We start from the raw sequence: 14,303 nt of genomic DNA, 5'->3' as shown, positions 1-14,303 counted from the left end.
CGCAACCGAACAGGGGGATGAAATCCGTGGCCGGTCAAATCGAAACCAGACAGTTCAGAACGCTTTTCATTTCGGATGTCCATCTTGGGTCCAAGGCGGCCAAGACGGATTATCTGCTCGACTTCCTGAAATATCACGAGGCCGAGACGATCATTCTGGTCGGCGACATCGTCGATGGCTGGCGCCTGCGCCGCAGCTGGTACTGGCCGCAGGGCTGCAACGACGTGGTGCAAAAAATCCTGCGCAAGGCCCGCAAGGGCACGCGCATCGTTTATATTCCTGGCAACCACGACGAATTCCTGCGGGAATTTCCGGGCATGCATTTCGGCGGCATCGAAGTGGCCGAGCGCATGATCCACGAGGCTGCCGACGGCAAGAAATATCTGGTCATCCATGGCGACGAGTTCGACGTGGTGGTGCGCAATGCCCGCCTTCTCGCCTATCTCGGAGACTGGGCCTATGACGCGGCGATTGCGATCAACATCGCCATTGCCGCCGTGCGCCGCCGCATCGGCCTGCCTTACTGGTCGTTCTCGGCCTGGGCGAAGCTTCAGGTGAAGCACGCCGTCAACTTCATCGGCGAATTCCAGCGCGTGGTCGCCGACGAGGCACGCCGCAACAATGTCGACGGCGTCATCTGTGGGCACATTCACCATGCGGTGATGGAAGACATGGACGGCATCCGCTACATCAACACCGGCGACTGGGTGGAAAGCTGCACGGCAATCGCCGAGAACGCCGATGGCAGCTTCGAGCTGATCACCTGGATGCAGACAAGCGACGTTACCGCCGAACAGACATCGGATGAGATGGAGCCGGTGGATATTCCGGGGCTGATCGGGAAGCATGCGGCCTGATTGAGGCATGCCAACCTCTGCCGCGACGGTGCGTTTCACAGGGATGTGCTGGCTGGGTAATGCGGGCGACGGCGATGGTGTGACCTCGCGGGTGTTGCCTACATGCTCCGAATAACTTGCTACGCCATCCTCAGGCTTGACCCGAGGATCCACAACCCGGAGCGATGGATCCTCGGGTCAAGCCCGAGGATGACAACGGAGAGGTTTAGAATCGCCGTTTGCTTTTCGTGAAAGCGAGCGCGGATGGAATGACGGCGCGCAGTCTCGTCATTCTTAGCGCGCGAGAGCCTTGGCCCGCGCGAGAGCGGCGCCCTCAATTTCCAGCAGGCCGGATAAATCAGCGACCCTTTAGAGACATGCCTCAGCTCATTCATGCGAGGCGAGTGCGTGCCCCTTGTGTCTTCTCCCCGCCGGGGAGAAGGTCGCGGCAGCGGGATGAGGGGGGCGAGGGTAGAGATATTCGGAGAGCTTGCCCCCTCATCTGACCCTTCGGGCCATCTTCTCCCCGGCGGGGAGAAGAAACCAGCGGTGATATCGCACCTTGTTTCTCCGCCTTCAATAGCCGGGGCTTACCCCCACAATTCCGGCCGTGCGGGATAAACCAGCGAACCCTCATAAACCAGACCGGGCTCACGGTCCTCAGCCAGCAGCAGCGGCCCGTCGAGATCGGCAAAGGCTGTATCCTGCGCCGCCAGCACCGCAGGCGCCATGCCGAGCGAGGTGCCGAGCATGCAGCCGACCATGATGGTGAAACCGAGGCGCTCCGCTTCCGCCTTCATGACGAGCGCTTCGGTCAGCCCGCCGGTCTTGTCGAGCTTGATGTTGATCGCATCGTAACGGTCGCGCAGGCCTGCGAGGTCGCGGGTGGAATGCACGCTTTCGTCGGCGCAGATCAGCACCGGATGGTCAATGCGGGCGAGGATGGCGTCCTTGCCGGCGGGAAGCGGCTGTTCGATCAGCGATATCTTCAGTTCCGCCGCAAGCCTCAGATAATATTCGATATTATAATCATTCCAGCCCTCATTGGCGTCGATGATGATGCGCGCTTGCGGGGCTGCGGCACGCACGGCGCGCAGGCGCGCTTCGTCGTCCGCCGTGCCGGTCTTGATCTTCAGCAGCGGGCGGCCTGCATTTTCCGCCGTTTTCGCGGCCATGGTCTCGGGGTCGGCCAGCGAGATGGTGTAGGCGGTGACGAGCGGTTCTGCAGCCCGTCCGAGGATGCGCTCGGCAGCGCTTTTACCGCTGATCTTGGCTTCGAGATCCCACAGCGCGCAATCGACGGCATTGCGGGCGGCGCCCGGTTGCATCGCCTGCTGGAGTTCCTGCCGCGTCAGGCCGTCGGCGATCTGCTCCGCAATAGCCTCGATATCGGCAATGACGCCGTCGATGCTTTCACCATAACGCGGATAGGGCACACATTCGCCATGGCCGGTGAAGGAACCATCGCGGATGGAGCACGTTACGACATCCGCATGCGTGCGGGTGCCGCGCGAAATGGTGAAGCTGCCGGCGACGGGGAAGCGTTGTGTTGTGGCTTGCAGGTAACGGGGCATGTTTTTTCACTTCCGATTGGGCGACAAAAGACACATGACGCCAAATTTATCACGAATTGTCGGCCGTCACTGTGGCTTGCCGGAGACCGAAACGTTATGAAACCTTTAAGAATCTCGTGACGGCTGCACTCGCTCGGAGCATTATGCAAGAACAGGACACACGGCAACAGGCGAACCCGGCCGCAATCACCGAGGACGACAGCGTCTCCGGCGGCGGCTCGCGCTATGTCATGACCGGCTCCTGGCGCAACAGCAATCTTTCCGGCATTTTCGAGAGCCTCGACAGGATTGAAAAAAGCAAACCTGCCGGCCCCGTGGACATCGATCTTTCCTCCGTGGAGGCCATCGACACGACAGGCGCGTGGATTATCCAGCGTCTGCGCAGGGACCTTGAGGCAAACGGCGCAACCGTTACGCTGACCGGCAACGACCGGATCGAAGACGTCATCGGCCAATTGCCTGACAAGGCGGAGATGGAGGCCGAGCCCGTCGCCAGGCCGGGGCTGGTGGAGCGTATTTTCGCGCCGATCGGCCAGGCCGTGGTTCAGAACGGCGCGGATTTCCTCGCCGGCATGTATATTCTCGGCTCCGCCGTGCGCGGCGCGCAGATGAAGCTCGGGCGCGGCCGTGGCGTCTCGCCGGCGGCGATCGTCAACCAGATCGACCATATGGGCGTGCGCGCCGTGCCGATCATCATGCTGATGTCGTTCCTGATTGGCGCGATCATTGCCCAGCAGGGCGCGTTCCAGCTCAGATATTTCGGTGCGGAAGTCTTCGTCGTCGATCTGGTCGGCATTCTGCAATTGCGCGAAATCGGCGTTCTGCTGACCGCGATCATGATCGCCGGCCGGTCCGGAAGCGCGATCACGGCGGAAATCGGCTCGATGAAGATGCGCGAGGAGATCGACGCGCTGAAGGTGATCGGTCTCAACCCTGTCGGTGTACTGGTGTTTCCGCGTCTTGTGGCGCTCACCATCGCGCTGCCGCTTTTGACCATTCTTGCCAATTTTGCAGCGCTTTTCGGTGCGGCCATCGTGGCGCTGCTCTATTCCGGCATCACTTTCGAAGTGTTCCTGTCGCGCCTGCACGGCGCTGTCGAGGAATCAACCATTGCCGCCGGCATGATCAAGGCGCCGTTCATGGCGCTCATCATCGGCATCGTTGCGGCGGTGGAGGGCATGAAGGTGGGCGGTTCGGCGGAATCGCTTGGCCAGCACGTCACCTCCTCGGTGGTGAAGTCGATCTTCGTCGTCATTCTGGTGGATGGTCTTTTCGCCATCTTCTACGCAGCCATCGATTTTTAAGGAGGGCGCGTTGGAAACCCTGGACCAGAAACCGCATGAGACCAAAACCGGAAAGGACGGCCGCGAGGTGGTGCTTTCCGTCGAGGGCGTGACCGTCGGTTTCAACGGTCGGAATGTGCTCGAAGACCTCGATCTGGATGTTTATCGCGGCGAAATCCTGGGCTTCATCGGCCCATCCGGGGCGGGCAAATCCGTCTTGATGCGTGCGATTTTGCGGCTCCTGCCGCGGCAGGCGGGTGCGATCCGCATTCTCGGCAAGGATTACGACAAGGCGAGTGAAGACGACCGCATGATGCTCGACCAGCGTCTTGGCGTGCTGTTCCAGCAGGGGGCGCTGTTTTCCGGCCTGACGGTGAAGGAAAACATCCAGCTGCCGATGCGCGAATATCTGGACCTGCCGAAAAAGCTCATGGATGAGCTTGCCTATCTCAAGATCGAGATGGTGGGGCTGAAACCGGATGCGGGCGATAAATACCCGTCAGAGCTTTCCGGCGGCATGATCAAGCGCGCGGCGCTTGCGCGCGCACTCTCGCTTGATCCCGACCTCGTCTTCCTCGATGAGCCGACATCCGGCCTCGATCCCATCGGGGCGGCGGAATTTGATATGCTGATCGCGCGCTTGCGCGATTCGCTCGGCCTGACCGTCTATATGGTGACGCACGACCTCGACAGCCTGTTTTCCGTCTGTGACCGCATCGCGGTTCTCGGCCAGAAGAAGGTACTGGTAGAAGGGACATTGCAGGACATGTTTGCCTGTGACGATCCCTGGGTGCAGTCCTATTTCCGCGGCAAACGGGCGCGCTCTGTCGTTCTTCCGGACGGCAGACACGAAAATCCGGTGGAGTAACAAGAAGCATGGAAACCAAGGCGAACTACACCATAGTCGGAATTTTCACGCTGATCGTGATCGCCGCCGCATTCGGCTTCGTTTACTGGATGGCGGAATTCGGCCGTGGCGGCCCGACGGCGCAGCTCGTCGTGCGTATTCCCGGTTCGGCCAACGGCTTGTCCGTCGGTTCTCCCGTGCGCTTCAACGGTATTCCTGTCGGCACCGTGCGCGGCCTTGCCATCGACCGCGACGACCCGGCCTATTCCATCGCCTTTACCGAGGTGCAGGCCGATGCCCCGGTTTTCCCGTCCACGCGCGCCGTGCTTGAAATCCAGGGCCTGACGGGCGCTGCCTATATCGAGCTTTCCGGCGGCAACAAGGATGGCGAGCGCATTCTGCAGAAAGCCGTCGAAAGCGGCGTTCCCGCCGAGCTGACGGCCGACCTTTCCAGCGTCACCAACCTTCTTGCCACCGCCGACAAGATTCTGAAGCGTGCGGATGGCGCCATCGGCGAATTGCAGGGCTTCGTGCAGGATGCGCGTGGCCCGCTGACGCAGACGGTGCGCAATGCCGAGAAATTCTCCGATGCGCTGGCGGCCAATTCCGACGGCATAAAGAATTTCATCGCCAGCCTCAGCTCGCTGTCCACCACCGTGCAATCGGTCTCCGTGCGCCTCGACGGCACGCTCACCGCCATCGAGGATCTGGTGAAGGCCGTGGATGCCGGCAAGATCGATTCCATCCTGTCGAATGTCGACAAGGTGACGAAGGACGTCGCGTCTGCCTCCAGCGATATTCAGGGCATCATGGAGACGGTGCAGAACACGGCGCGCAATTTCGAGGCGGCAAGCACGGAAGTGCAGACCGTGGTGAAGCGCGCGGATGAGCTTCTGGCCTCCGTCGACCCCGCCAAGGTCAGCACCGTGGTGGGCGATGTTTCCGCGGCGACCGCCGATGCGCGTGACGCTGTGGCGAATTTCAAACGGATTGCCGATGACGTCGGTGCCCGCCGCGCCGATATCGATCAGGCGGTTTCCGACTTTACCGATATGGGCCGCAAGCTGAACCTTGCCTCTAGCCGCGTCGACGGCATTCTCGCCAAGGTGGACGGCATGCTCGGAACCGACGATGCCAATTCGCTGTTTGCCAAGGCGCGGGAGACTTTGACCTCGTTCAAGGCCGTGGCCGACAATCTCAATGCCCGCATCGGGCCTATTGCCGACAACCTGACCCGCTTCTCCAGCTCGGGCCTGAAGGATTTCCAGGCGCTGATCGGCAGCACGCGGGTGACCGTCGACAATCTGAACAATGCCATCACCAATATTGACCGCGATCCGCAGCGGTTGATTTTCGGCGGCGAAACCGTGAAACAATATGACGGCAGAACAAGGCGCTAAGAGGGGTATGGGCCAATGACACGATTGATGAGCGGCCACAAACGCCGCGCCCTGCTTCTGGCCCCGCTGCTTGCCGTGGCATTGGCAGGCTGCGCGGGTGCGCCGAAGAACGACACGTTCGACCTTTCCGTGTCTTCGGCAACGGTGATGCAGGGACCCTCGCTCAAAAACCGGCAATTGCTGATCGCCGATCCGACCGCGCTCAAGGCACTCGACAGCGAAAACATCGTGGTGCGTCTTTCGGGCTCGGAGGTGCAATATCTCGGCAATTCGCAATGGAGCGACCGCCTGCCGCGCATGGTGCAGTCCAAGCTCGTGGAAGCCTTCGAGGATACCGGCAAGCTCGGCGGCGTCGGCCGACCGGGGCAGGGGCTGGCAATCGACTATCAGGTCGTGAGCGATATCCGTGCCTTCGAGGTGGATACGGCGAAAAATGTCGCGAATATCGAAATATCGGTGAAGCTCCTGAATGATCGCAACGGCACGGTAAAGGCGCAGGAGGTGTTTCGCGCCAGTGCACGTGTCAGCGGTTCCGGCAACGCCAATTTCGTGAAGGCGCTGGATCAGGCCTTTGCCGCCGCCACCCGCGAGATCGTGGCCTGGACGCTGAAGTCGCTTTAAGCCTCGCGGCGGTCATACCGGATTTAAGAAATCAGCCTATGGTGCGGTGAGGCCGCTCCATAGGCTTGCTTTGCGTGCAATCTCTCGATCTGCGGGTTCATCATGCGATTTCTGGTGCCGTTTTGCCTTCTGCTTGTTTCCACGCTCTTCGGTACCGGTGCCGCCATGGCGGCTGGCCTGCGCTTGATCGAGGTTCCATCCGCTGACGGCAAAGCCCCGATCCGGGCTGCCGTTTGGTCACCCTGTGCGGCAGCGCCGGTGGAGATACGGATCGGTCCCTTCGTGCTGCCTGCCGTGCGCGATTGCCCGATTATTGAGGGGCAATATCCGCTTGTCGTCATTTCCCATGGTTTCGCCGGCACCTATTTCAGCCATCGCGATACGGCGGCGGCGCTGGCGGATGCCGGTTTCATTGTCGCAGCGCTCAATCATCCCGGCGACAACGCGATTGACATGAAGCGGGCAGGCGAACTCTCTGCGCTGACCGACCGGCCGGCAGACATTGTGCGCCTGCTTGACCATATGCTGGCAAACTGGAAAGAGGCCGGTTCCATCGATGCCGGGCGGATCGGTGTCTTCGGATTTTCGCGGGGCGGATATACCGCACTGGTGCTTGCCGGTGCTGTGCCGGATTTCGCAAATGCCGGGCTGCCGTGTCCGGATGAACAAGCGGCGATTTGTGCGCAGATGTGGGACAAGAGCGCCGCTGCGAAAGACCGGATTCACGATGCGCGGGTGAAGGCCGTGGTCGTTGCAGACCCTCTGAACGCCTTTCCCCGTGCCGGCGATCTGCTCGGCATCAAGGTCCCCGTCCAGCTCTGGAGTTCGGAGCGCGGTGGCGATGGCGTCATGCCGCAGGATATTGTCAGGCTGCGCGATCATCTCCCGGTGAAACCGGATTATCGGACGGTGACGGGTGCGGGGCACTTTTCGTTTATCGCACCTTGCCCCGCAGAGATGGAAAAAGCCGTGCCGCAGATCTGCAGCGATGCTTCCGGCTTTGACCGGATGGCGTTTCACCGCAGCTTCAATGCGGATGTCGTCAGCTTTTTCAAGGCATCGCTGCGCTGAAACGCAGCCGTTTCCTGCCGGCAGCGCCGTTGTTCAGACGGCGTCCTGCGATTGCCATTCCGGGAGTGGGAAAAGCCGGTCGTAGCTCCAGTTGAAGACGAAGGCATAGACCACGTAAAACAGCGCGAACGAGATATCCATGACCAGCGCATGGGCGAGGGTGATGCCGAGATACCAGGCGATGAAGGGCATCAGCACGATCAGCAGGCCAAGTTCGAACAGCAGCGCGTGTGCGACCCGGATGGCGGGTGTCTTCAGCGTCGTGCCTTTCAGGCGCTGCATGGCATGATCGAAGCCAAGATTGTAGATATAGTTCCAGGCGGTGGCGAGTGTTGCGCTGACCAGGCCGACAATGCCGATATCCTCCATGGGCATGCCGAAGATGAGCGCGCCCAGCGGCACGACGAGCAGAAGGCCGATGATTTCAAAGCTGAGAGCGTGGCGGATACGATCTTGCAGGGAACGCAATTTATTCTCCGGTATGTGACCGGGCCGTCCCGCATGCTGTCGCCATGATGGCCGAGGTCGTCCTCGCGCTGGGTCATATAGAGGTTTTGGGCGAAATTTTCAAGCGCGAGGCATTGCTAAGGCAGTCGATGTCACTGGCAGGATGCCGCCTGTTTCTTTTCTCCGCCGGGGAGAAGTCCGCGGCAGCGGGATGAGGGGGCGAGGGTAGAGGTGTGCGGAGAGCTTGCCCCCTCATCTGACCCTTTGGGCCATCTTCTCCCCGATGGGGAGATTTCCCGCGCACACCAACGAAACCGTGATCGGAACAAGACCGGTGTTTTTTCGTTATCGCTCATGGAAGGAGGCGTGCCATGCAGCAGAATTCCTCTGAAGGAAGAACGATAAAGGCCGCCAACGCGGCAAAGGCCTCGACTTACACACCAAGCCTGATTTCCCTGAAAGGAAGTTATGTGGCGATGATATTTCGCAGGCCGCTTTGCCGAAATCCGCTGGATGTGCGGAAAAAATAAGGGCGCCAGGAAAGTATTGGTGCTCCACCGCTCATCAAAGACGACGACTGCCGAAATGATTCAGAGCTTTAGATGTCTCTAAAGTGTGATTTTCAATCAGGGTCGTCTCCACCTAGACTGGAGATCGCCATAAAAGCGAAGGGAGAATGACATGAAATCAGTTCTCATTATCGCCGCTGTCTTTGGTTTTTCCGCCAGTGCAGCGCTTGCGGAATGCGCCGGTCATGAAAAGATCAACGCGTCCGTTCCTGCCGTCGACCGTGAATTCAAAACCGCAAGCATCATTCCACCCACTGATCCGGTGGAAAAGCCAGTCGTCATCCTGAAAAAGACCGATCGCCTTCCCGCGGCAACGGTTGCAACGACCGGTGAGCCAGAAGCCGCAATGCAGCGCATGCAATAAGACGAGACAATGACCTCTTCATTCTGAAAATCCCGTGCGTGACATGATCCGCACGGGATTTTGTTTTTGCGAGGCAGGTGGACGAACGATCTTCGCTTTTCCGGTGCTGCATCCTGCAACCCGGTCACTGTTCCCGACGCCGTCTAGCTGTCGAGTTTCAACGACAATTGCTTTGGCCCTTCGTTCTTTTTCAGCACGTAGAGCGGCCGGGTTATGATGACTTCCGTTCGCCGCTGCAACTCGCGGCGGCGCTCAAGCGCGCGCTCGCGCATATCGCGGGACCGGGCGACGACCGAGAGGGCATTTTCTATGGTTGCGTCTGCTGTGTTCATCGCTGACCTCCATAATGTTCACTTTATGTTCTCATTAATGGCCGCTTATGTCAACAGTGTGGCAGGATCGCCGGCGGGCGGCTTGTGCGGACCGGAGCAATAGCTGGCCGCCGCCACAACGTCGCGGGTAGAGACCGCGGAGTGCCGAATATCCGTGGATGGGACGGCGACGCTCCGGTCTGCTCGATCGATTTTCGGAATGAGGTGCCAGGGATGCCGCGCGCTGATCCGCCGCGACTGGCGGGGGGATATCAGGACAGGGGGCGTTGATCCGGTAAGGGAATTCCTGCCGACAGCAGATCGGTTAGATGTTCGCTGGCGAGCGCGACGATGGCGAGCGCGGCCTGCTGGCGGTTCCAGCCGGCATGTTCCGCTTTTTCAATCAGCCCCTGGATGGAGGGTTCCAGCGCGAATTGGCACTCGGCCTGATAGTCCATGGTGTCGATAGAAAGCGATGGAGAATTAATAGCCGCCCGCATCGTTTGGTCTCCCTGTTTTTCGTCATGCCGATCGTTACGCGAAACGCAAATCGGAACATGCACATTCAGAGGCCGGTGATATCGGGTATGCCCTAAGGCTCCCATATCACTGGCAGCGAATCCCCCAGCAGGCGGACGTTACCGGCAAGTCTTGATCGCTGTCAACGAACGCGCGGTAGCGGTGACGCTGCCATGCCCTTTTTCAGAGCCTTCCATTGCGGAACGGCTTTCGCCTCCAGACCAGCAGGGCCATGACGTAAAGCGCAAAAAGCACGAACCACGCGACGGGCAGCACCATAAAAAGCGCCGCATAGGCGCAGTTACCCTCAAAACAGGAACCGAGAAGTCCGGAATCGGCAAGCGCCGCCGACAACAAAAACGCACATACCCCGCTCCCGACTGCGCCGAGGACGAACAGCAATATGTTGATGATCAATCTCATGACGCCAATCATAGGGATGATTGAGACGGCTTTGGGGAGATCGGCAGTGCTATGACGCCGATATTTATCGTTTTGTCGAGTTTGCTGAAAAGCTGGCGTTGAACGCCGTTGTGCCTGTGCGAGCCCTGCCTCTGTCGGGCAGGGCCGCCATTGCCGGAGATGTTACTCGGTGATGGTATATTCGCCGAGTTCGCAGAGGTTCTGCGTATCCTCGAGGTCTTCCAGCGCGTCGCCCTGGAATTCGAAGCGCATGTCGTATTTGCAGACGCTGCGGCCGTCGGCGATGGTGATTTCCATCTCTTCGCCGGGACCAAGCGCCTTCTTTCCGAAAACGTCGTCTTCCCAGTCATTGACGCCCACCGGCGACGTGTAGAAGGCGTTGAGAACGGAGCTTGTCCCGTTCTTCAGCGTGAAGACAAGGTCTTCCGCCTGTGCTGCACCCGCAACCGTCATCGCCGCGCCGAAAAATGCCGCCATTACCCATTTCGATGTCATGAAGTCCCCCTTTGCCCAATGTTCTGGCAGGGCAATGCATACAGCCAAACAGGCGGCTTGCAATGCAAACTGCGCGCTTTGGTTAAGGGACGAAGTCGTGTTTATGGCATTGTATTCTGAAGATATTACGATATTTGATATGACATAAATATATCCTGAATTCTCAAAATTATGATTTCGTCTATTTTGCTTTTTTAATTAGAATATTTTCATGTAATTGATTTTTATCGCCGTATAAATTTCAGATTTATTTGTTTTAATGTTGTTTTTATCTATTAATTAATGATGTATTTCGTCGTGACGGTGAATTTATGTGTTCGGACACTTCCGATGCGCGGCGCTTTCAAGTTTTTTTACTGACGGCAAAGATCTAAAAAAATTATGGGCGGCGGCCACCGAGGCGCCGTCTTCGATAAAAGGATGTTTGATTTGTTTAATCACTTATTTTTGGTGTCACGCGGCCTTCATCTGTCGGGGCTCGTGGCCTTGGCCATCCTGGCTGGGGGTGCTTTGACGCAGGCTTCAGGCCAGTCGCGGCAATGCAAGGATCCGACGCCGGCCAGCGATCTCAATGAAATGTTCGACGCGATCTACGCCTGCTGGGTGCCGCCGGCAGATACCGAGGGTTTTGTGGTGACGTTGCGCTTCATTCTGCACAAGGACGGGGAGATAAGGGGCAAGGTCGTCGTCGTTGCCTCGCGCCCGCAGGAGGAGAGCCCGAGACGGCAGGCCTTTATCGATTCCGCCATCAATGCGGTGAAGCAGGCCGCGCCGGTTCCTTTCACCGAGGAATTCGGCGGCCGTATTGCCGGTCGACCATTGGAGCCGCGATTCATCGGCGCAAAAAGCGTGACGGAAATGAAGTTGTAGACTTTGCGGGGGGGGGGGATCTGACGGGGGTGCCCGGTGTCTTCGGTGACGGGTGGCGCCTCTCGCGCAGGCATTGCCGAGAGCGCGATTGCGTACTCGCATACGCTAAGGCGATGCTTCAAGTAAGCATCACAACGTCTTGTCATGTTAAGAGAATTTGGTGGGTGATGTAGGGCTCGAACCTACGACCCGCTGATTAAGAGTTATATTGAAATCGAATAAAGACTGAGAAAACAATATTGGCGGTTTCCAATCTATCCGAAATACACCCGAGATAAACCGGGAACGTTTGGTGAATTGGGAACCGCAATTAGCTATTTATCACCACTGTTTCTGAAGGCCAAGGGCTCAATTTCTTTCCATCGGTCTTCCATCAGCTTCATGGCATCCTTTGCCAAGCTTCTCAGGGCAACCTCACGCCCGTAATGCTGCACCATCTGCGTTGACATGTTGCAGATCGCGCCAACCTGGCTTTCGGTGCAGCCAACCTCCAGCAGATTAATCACCGCATTCTTTCGCAGCCCATGAAACACGATTCTGTTCTCGCGGAATGGCTTGAACTCTTCTCTGTTCATGAGCTTCTGCCACTCGGTTCGAAACCCGTCAGCCGTCTTGTACGACGCGGTGCGCGAACCAGCGTGCAGCATGATGCTGTCCGACTTTGGCGCCCGATCCATCCATTTCCGGTATTCGGAGTGGATCGGTATCCAGACTGAGTTTTTCGTCTTCTGAGCTCGGACTTCCATTGTGGTGTCGCCCGACTTGGGTTTTTTCATCTTGATGACGTCGCTCTGTCTCTGGCCGGTGAAAAAAGCGGAGAGGCAGATGAGCTTGAGATGGAAGGGGGCATGCTCGAACATGATCTCGAAGGCCCAATTCGGCCACGGAACCCACGGCTCACCGCCGGGTATTTTCTCGGTATGCTCGACCACGTTGGTCGTGCAGTAGCCTCTGGGAACACCCCAGGACATCAGGCGGGACAGGAAGGCCCTGAACTGGTTGGCAGTCGCCGGCGTCTCTCCTAGCTCGTCTATGGCCTCCTGAGCGTCAACTGTCGTCAGGTCGGAGGGCAGCATGTCGCCCCACGTCTCCACAATCATAGTGCCGGACGCCTTGTAGCCGCGCTGCGTCGACGGTGCCAGTTCAGTCCAAGAGGGGTTGCCTTTTACCTATCGATTTTGGCCCTCGTGAAAATCCACGGACTTAGGGAGAGCAAGCGATGATCGCCTCCATGCACCCTGATCAACAGCAGTTCCTCATCTACGCATCGGTATTCTTCTCGGCATTCATCGTGTCGGCGGTACTGGCGCACCTGGCTATATCGAGGCCGCGCAAATGACCTATCGCTCCTCGATCGCCGCTTACGATCTATTCCGCGCCGGCCGAGATACGGCCGACATCGCATATCTTTTAAACATCACCGAAGCTGAGGCGCTTAAGCAGATTTCGCAGTCGCGCAGCGCCAAGCTCGGTCTCAGTGATCCATACGAAAGACAATCGGTTCCAGTCGGTGAAAGGGCCTCTGCAAAGGTTCCGTTCGCTGGCCGGGTGCCTGCTGTCTCTAGGGCGGGGTGGTAGCTCCTTTCGTTGCCGCCTCTCGATGGGTTCAACCTATCAGGAGGCGGCGACATGAAGTGCTCAAAAACTCAACAATCTTTGATCGAATTGAAAACAGGGAATGAGGCGAAAGCGATGTCTGTAGTTGACGCATATAGCCCCGAAGAGGCGGTCTTGGTCGCCAAGAAGATGTTTCAGCGCGAATGCGCAGGATGGGGCGATGAGGAACGCGCCCTGAACAAGGTTGCCCGTCAGTGCGGCATGACGGCGACCAGCTTCAAACGGCTCATGAAGGGGCAGCGGAAGGTAATGGACGTATTGCTCTGCAAGCGCATCCGTCTCGCCTACCTCAACATCTGCCACGCCCTCATCGCCCAGGTTCAGAACGACATACAGGCTATCGAGGAGGCCTACGGACATGATGCTGTGGCGGATATTTTTGACGAGGCTGAAGCTTTGGGCTCGCGCGTCCACGCTGCGAAAGCAGCAGCAATCAGATCAATCGAAACGACCAACCGGAGGTGATCGCGAATGACAGCAGCAGTCAGGAATACCACTCTCAATGAGGATGAACGAGCGGCGCTTTACGGCTTTCTCTGCCGCCAAGAGCGTGACGAACTGGCTGTCATCGCCGGCGCTGAATCCAAGCGCAAGGAGAACTTCAAGCGAGCCAAGGAATGGGGGTTCGCGAAGGAGGAAATCACCTTCCACGAAAAGGCACGCAAGGCTGGCGACGGATCATCGATCGTAACAAAGCACAGCCTGCACCAGAAAATTCTCGCCAAGCTGGGGCTGATCCCAGACGCCAGCAACGGTGACCTATTCACCGACAGAGCCGACCGCCTCCAGATGTACGACGCAAAAGGCGAGGCTGATGGCCTTGTTGGCGAAGGCGGCCCCGGCAGTTCCAAACATCCCGCGAATAGCGATGAAGATGTCGCCTACATGACGGGCTGGAAGCGCGGCCAGATGAAGTACGCAGACAACTGGAAGGCCGCGATGGAGAAAGCCCAAGCAGCGCGATCCAAGGAGGAACCGGCGGCAAATACTGCCGATGGCGATGATCCCTTCACCCTCCAGCAAGACGACTGAGTTCCCCCGGCCAGCTTCTCTCCC

General features: G+C 58.5%; 18 protein-coding genes. 11 read left to right on the top strand and 7 right to left on the bottom strand.

The window, feature by feature from the left end:
• Nucleotides 1-17 precede the first annotated feature (17 nt).
• Nucleotides 18-857, top strand: a complete 840-nt coding sequence (locus tag JZY08_RS07195; protein ID WP_003495762.1) for a UDP-2,3-diacylglucosamine diphosphatase — start codon at nucleotides 18-20, stop codon at nucleotides 855-857.
• A gap of 569 nt (nucleotides 858-1,426) precedes the next feature.
• Here the strand turns inward: JZY08_RS07195 and dgcA are convergent.
• Nucleotides 1,427-2,410 (bottom strand): N-acetyl-D-Glu racemase DgcA, encoded by a 984-nt coding sequence (gene dgcA, locus JZY08_RS07190; RefSeq protein ID WP_216331411.1) that lies wholly within the window; start codon nucleotides 2,408-2,410, stop codon nucleotides 1,427-1,429.
• Nucleotides 2,411-2,553: 143 nt separating this feature from the next.
• Here dgcA and JZY08_RS07185 point away from each other — a divergent pair, with 143 nt between their 5' ends.
• The 5 genes from JZY08_RS07185 to JZY08_RS07165 all read left to right on the top strand — a co-directional run bounded on the left by JZY08_RS07185 (nucleotide 2,554) and on the right by JZY08_RS07165 (nucleotide 7,632).
• The gene (locus tag JZY08_RS07185) at nucleotides 2,554-3,714 is read left to right on the top strand and encodes an ABC transporter permease (protein WP_003495766.1); all 1,161 of its coding nucleotides are present in this window, start codon (nucleotides 2,554-2,556) and stop codon (nucleotides 3,712-3,714) included.
• 10 nt (nucleotides 3,715-3,724) lie between these two features.
• Entirely contained in the window at nucleotides 3,725-4,561 is an 837-nt protein-coding gene (locus JZY08_RS07180) for an ABC transporter ATP-binding protein (RefSeq protein ID WP_003495768.1), read from the top strand.
• An 8-nt stretch (nucleotides 4,562-4,569) separates the two neighbouring features.
• A complete protein-coding gene (locus JZY08_RS07175; protein WP_216331410.1) occupies nucleotides 4,570-5,940 on the top strand; it encodes an MlaD family protein in 1,371 nt (456 codons plus the stop codon).
• A gap of 15 nt (nucleotides 5,941-5,955) precedes the next feature.
• A complete protein-coding gene (locus JZY08_RS07170; protein ID WP_003495772.1) occupies nucleotides 5,956-6,561 on the top strand; it encodes an ABC-type transport auxiliary lipoprotein family protein in 606 nt (201 codons plus the stop codon).
• Between the two features lie 102 nt (nucleotides 6,562-6,663).
• Nucleotides 6,664-7,632, top strand: coding sequence for a dienelactone hydrolase family protein (locus tag JZY08_RS07165; RefSeq protein ID WP_216331409.1), 969 nt, complete (start codon nucleotides 6,664-6,666; stop codon nucleotides 7,630-7,632).
• 33 nt (nucleotides 7,633-7,665) lie between these two features.
• Here the strand turns inward: JZY08_RS07165 and JZY08_RS07160 are convergent, their stop codons facing one another.
• Nucleotides 7,666-8,100 (bottom strand): PACE efflux transporter, encoded by a 435-nt coding sequence (locus JZY08_RS07160; RefSeq protein ID WP_082184317.1) that lies wholly within the window; start codon nucleotides 8,098-8,100, stop codon nucleotides 7,666-7,668.
• A gap of 350 nt (nucleotides 8,101-8,450) precedes the next feature.
• On the opposite strand from JZY08_RS07160, the gene JZY08_RS07155 reads away from it, so the two are divergent.
• Together JZY08_RS07155 and JZY08_RS07150 are read left to right on the top strand one after the other, a co-directional pair.
• On the top strand, nucleotides 8,451-8,609 hold the full coding sequence (locus tag JZY08_RS07155) for a hypothetical protein (protein WP_167373899.1): 159 nt from the start codon (nucleotides 8,451-8,453) through the stop codon (nucleotides 8,607-8,609).
• A gap of 151 nt (nucleotides 8,610-8,760) precedes the next feature.
• Nucleotides 8,761-9,012, top strand: a complete 252-nt coding sequence (locus JZY08_RS07150; protein ID WP_216331408.1) for a hypothetical protein — start codon at nucleotides 8,761-8,763, stop codon at nucleotides 9,010-9,012.
• 143 nt (nucleotides 9,013-9,155) lie between these two features.
• Here the strand turns inward: JZY08_RS07150 and JZY08_RS07145 are convergent, their stop codons facing one another.
• From JZY08_RS07145 to JZY08_RS07130, 4 genes are all read right to left on the bottom strand, one after another.
• Nucleotides 9,156-9,344 (bottom strand): hypothetical protein, encoded by a 189-nt coding sequence (locus JZY08_RS07145; RefSeq protein WP_020012681.1) that lies wholly within the window; start codon nucleotides 9,342-9,344, stop codon nucleotides 9,156-9,158.
• A 251-nt stretch (nucleotides 9,345-9,595) separates the two neighbouring features.
• Nucleotides 9,596-9,823 carry a hypothetical protein gene (locus tag JZY08_RS07140; protein ID WP_035242455.1) on the bottom strand — a complete coding sequence of 76 codons (228 nt, stop codon included), beginning with the start codon at nucleotides 9,821-9,823 and terminating at the stop codon, nucleotides 9,596-9,598.
• Between the two features lie 202 nt (nucleotides 9,824-10,025).
• Nucleotides 10,026-10,277 carry a hypothetical protein gene (locus JZY08_RS07135; RefSeq protein WP_003495780.1) on the bottom strand — a complete coding sequence of 84 codons (252 nt, stop codon included), beginning with the start codon at nucleotides 10,275-10,277 and terminating at the stop codon, nucleotides 10,026-10,028.
• A gap of 150 nt (nucleotides 10,278-10,427) precedes the next feature.
• Nucleotides 10,428-10,760, bottom strand: a complete 333-nt coding sequence (locus JZY08_RS07130; protein ID WP_216331407.1) for a hypothetical protein — start codon at nucleotides 10,758-10,760, stop codon at nucleotides 10,428-10,430.
• A 381-nt stretch (nucleotides 10,761-11,141) separates the two neighbouring features.
• Here JZY08_RS07130 and JZY08_RS07125 point away from each other — a divergent pair, with 381 nt between their 5' ends.
• Complete coding sequence (locus tag JZY08_RS07125) at nucleotides 11,142-11,630, top strand: energy transducer TonB (RefSeq protein WP_253204061.1); 489 nt, start codon at nucleotides 11,142-11,144, stop codon at nucleotides 11,628-11,630.
• Nucleotides 11,631-11,944: 314 nt separating this feature from the next.
• Here the strand turns inward: JZY08_RS07125 and JZY08_RS07120 are convergent, their stop codons facing one another.
• Nucleotides 11,945-12,730, bottom strand: coding sequence for a tyrosine-type recombinase/integrase (locus JZY08_RS07120; protein ID WP_216331406.1), 786 nt, complete (start codon nucleotides 12,728-12,730; stop codon nucleotides 11,945-11,947).
• A 529-nt stretch (nucleotides 12,731-13,259) separates the two neighbouring features.
• Between JZY08_RS07120 and JZY08_RS07115 the strand changes: the two genes are divergently transcribed.
• Entirely contained in the window at nucleotides 13,260-13,712 is a 453-nt protein-coding gene (locus JZY08_RS07115) for a hypothetical protein (protein ID WP_216331405.1), read from the top strand.
• A gap of 6 nt (nucleotides 13,713-13,718) precedes the next feature.
• The gene (locus JZY08_RS07110) at nucleotides 13,719-14,279 is read left to right on the top strand and encodes a hypothetical protein (protein WP_216331404.1); all 561 of its coding nucleotides are present in this window, start codon (nucleotides 13,719-13,721) and stop codon (nucleotides 14,277-14,279) included.
• Nucleotides 14,280-14,303 lie beyond the last annotated feature (24 nt).

It is taken from the genome of Rhizobium sp. X9, assembly GCF_018873185.1.
GTDB classification, from domain to species: Bacteria; Pseudomonadota; Alphaproteobacteria; order Rhizobiales; family Rhizobiaceae; genus Agrobacterium; species Agrobacterium oryzihabitans.
This window is presented reverse-complemented; position numbering and strand designations above follow the sequence as displayed.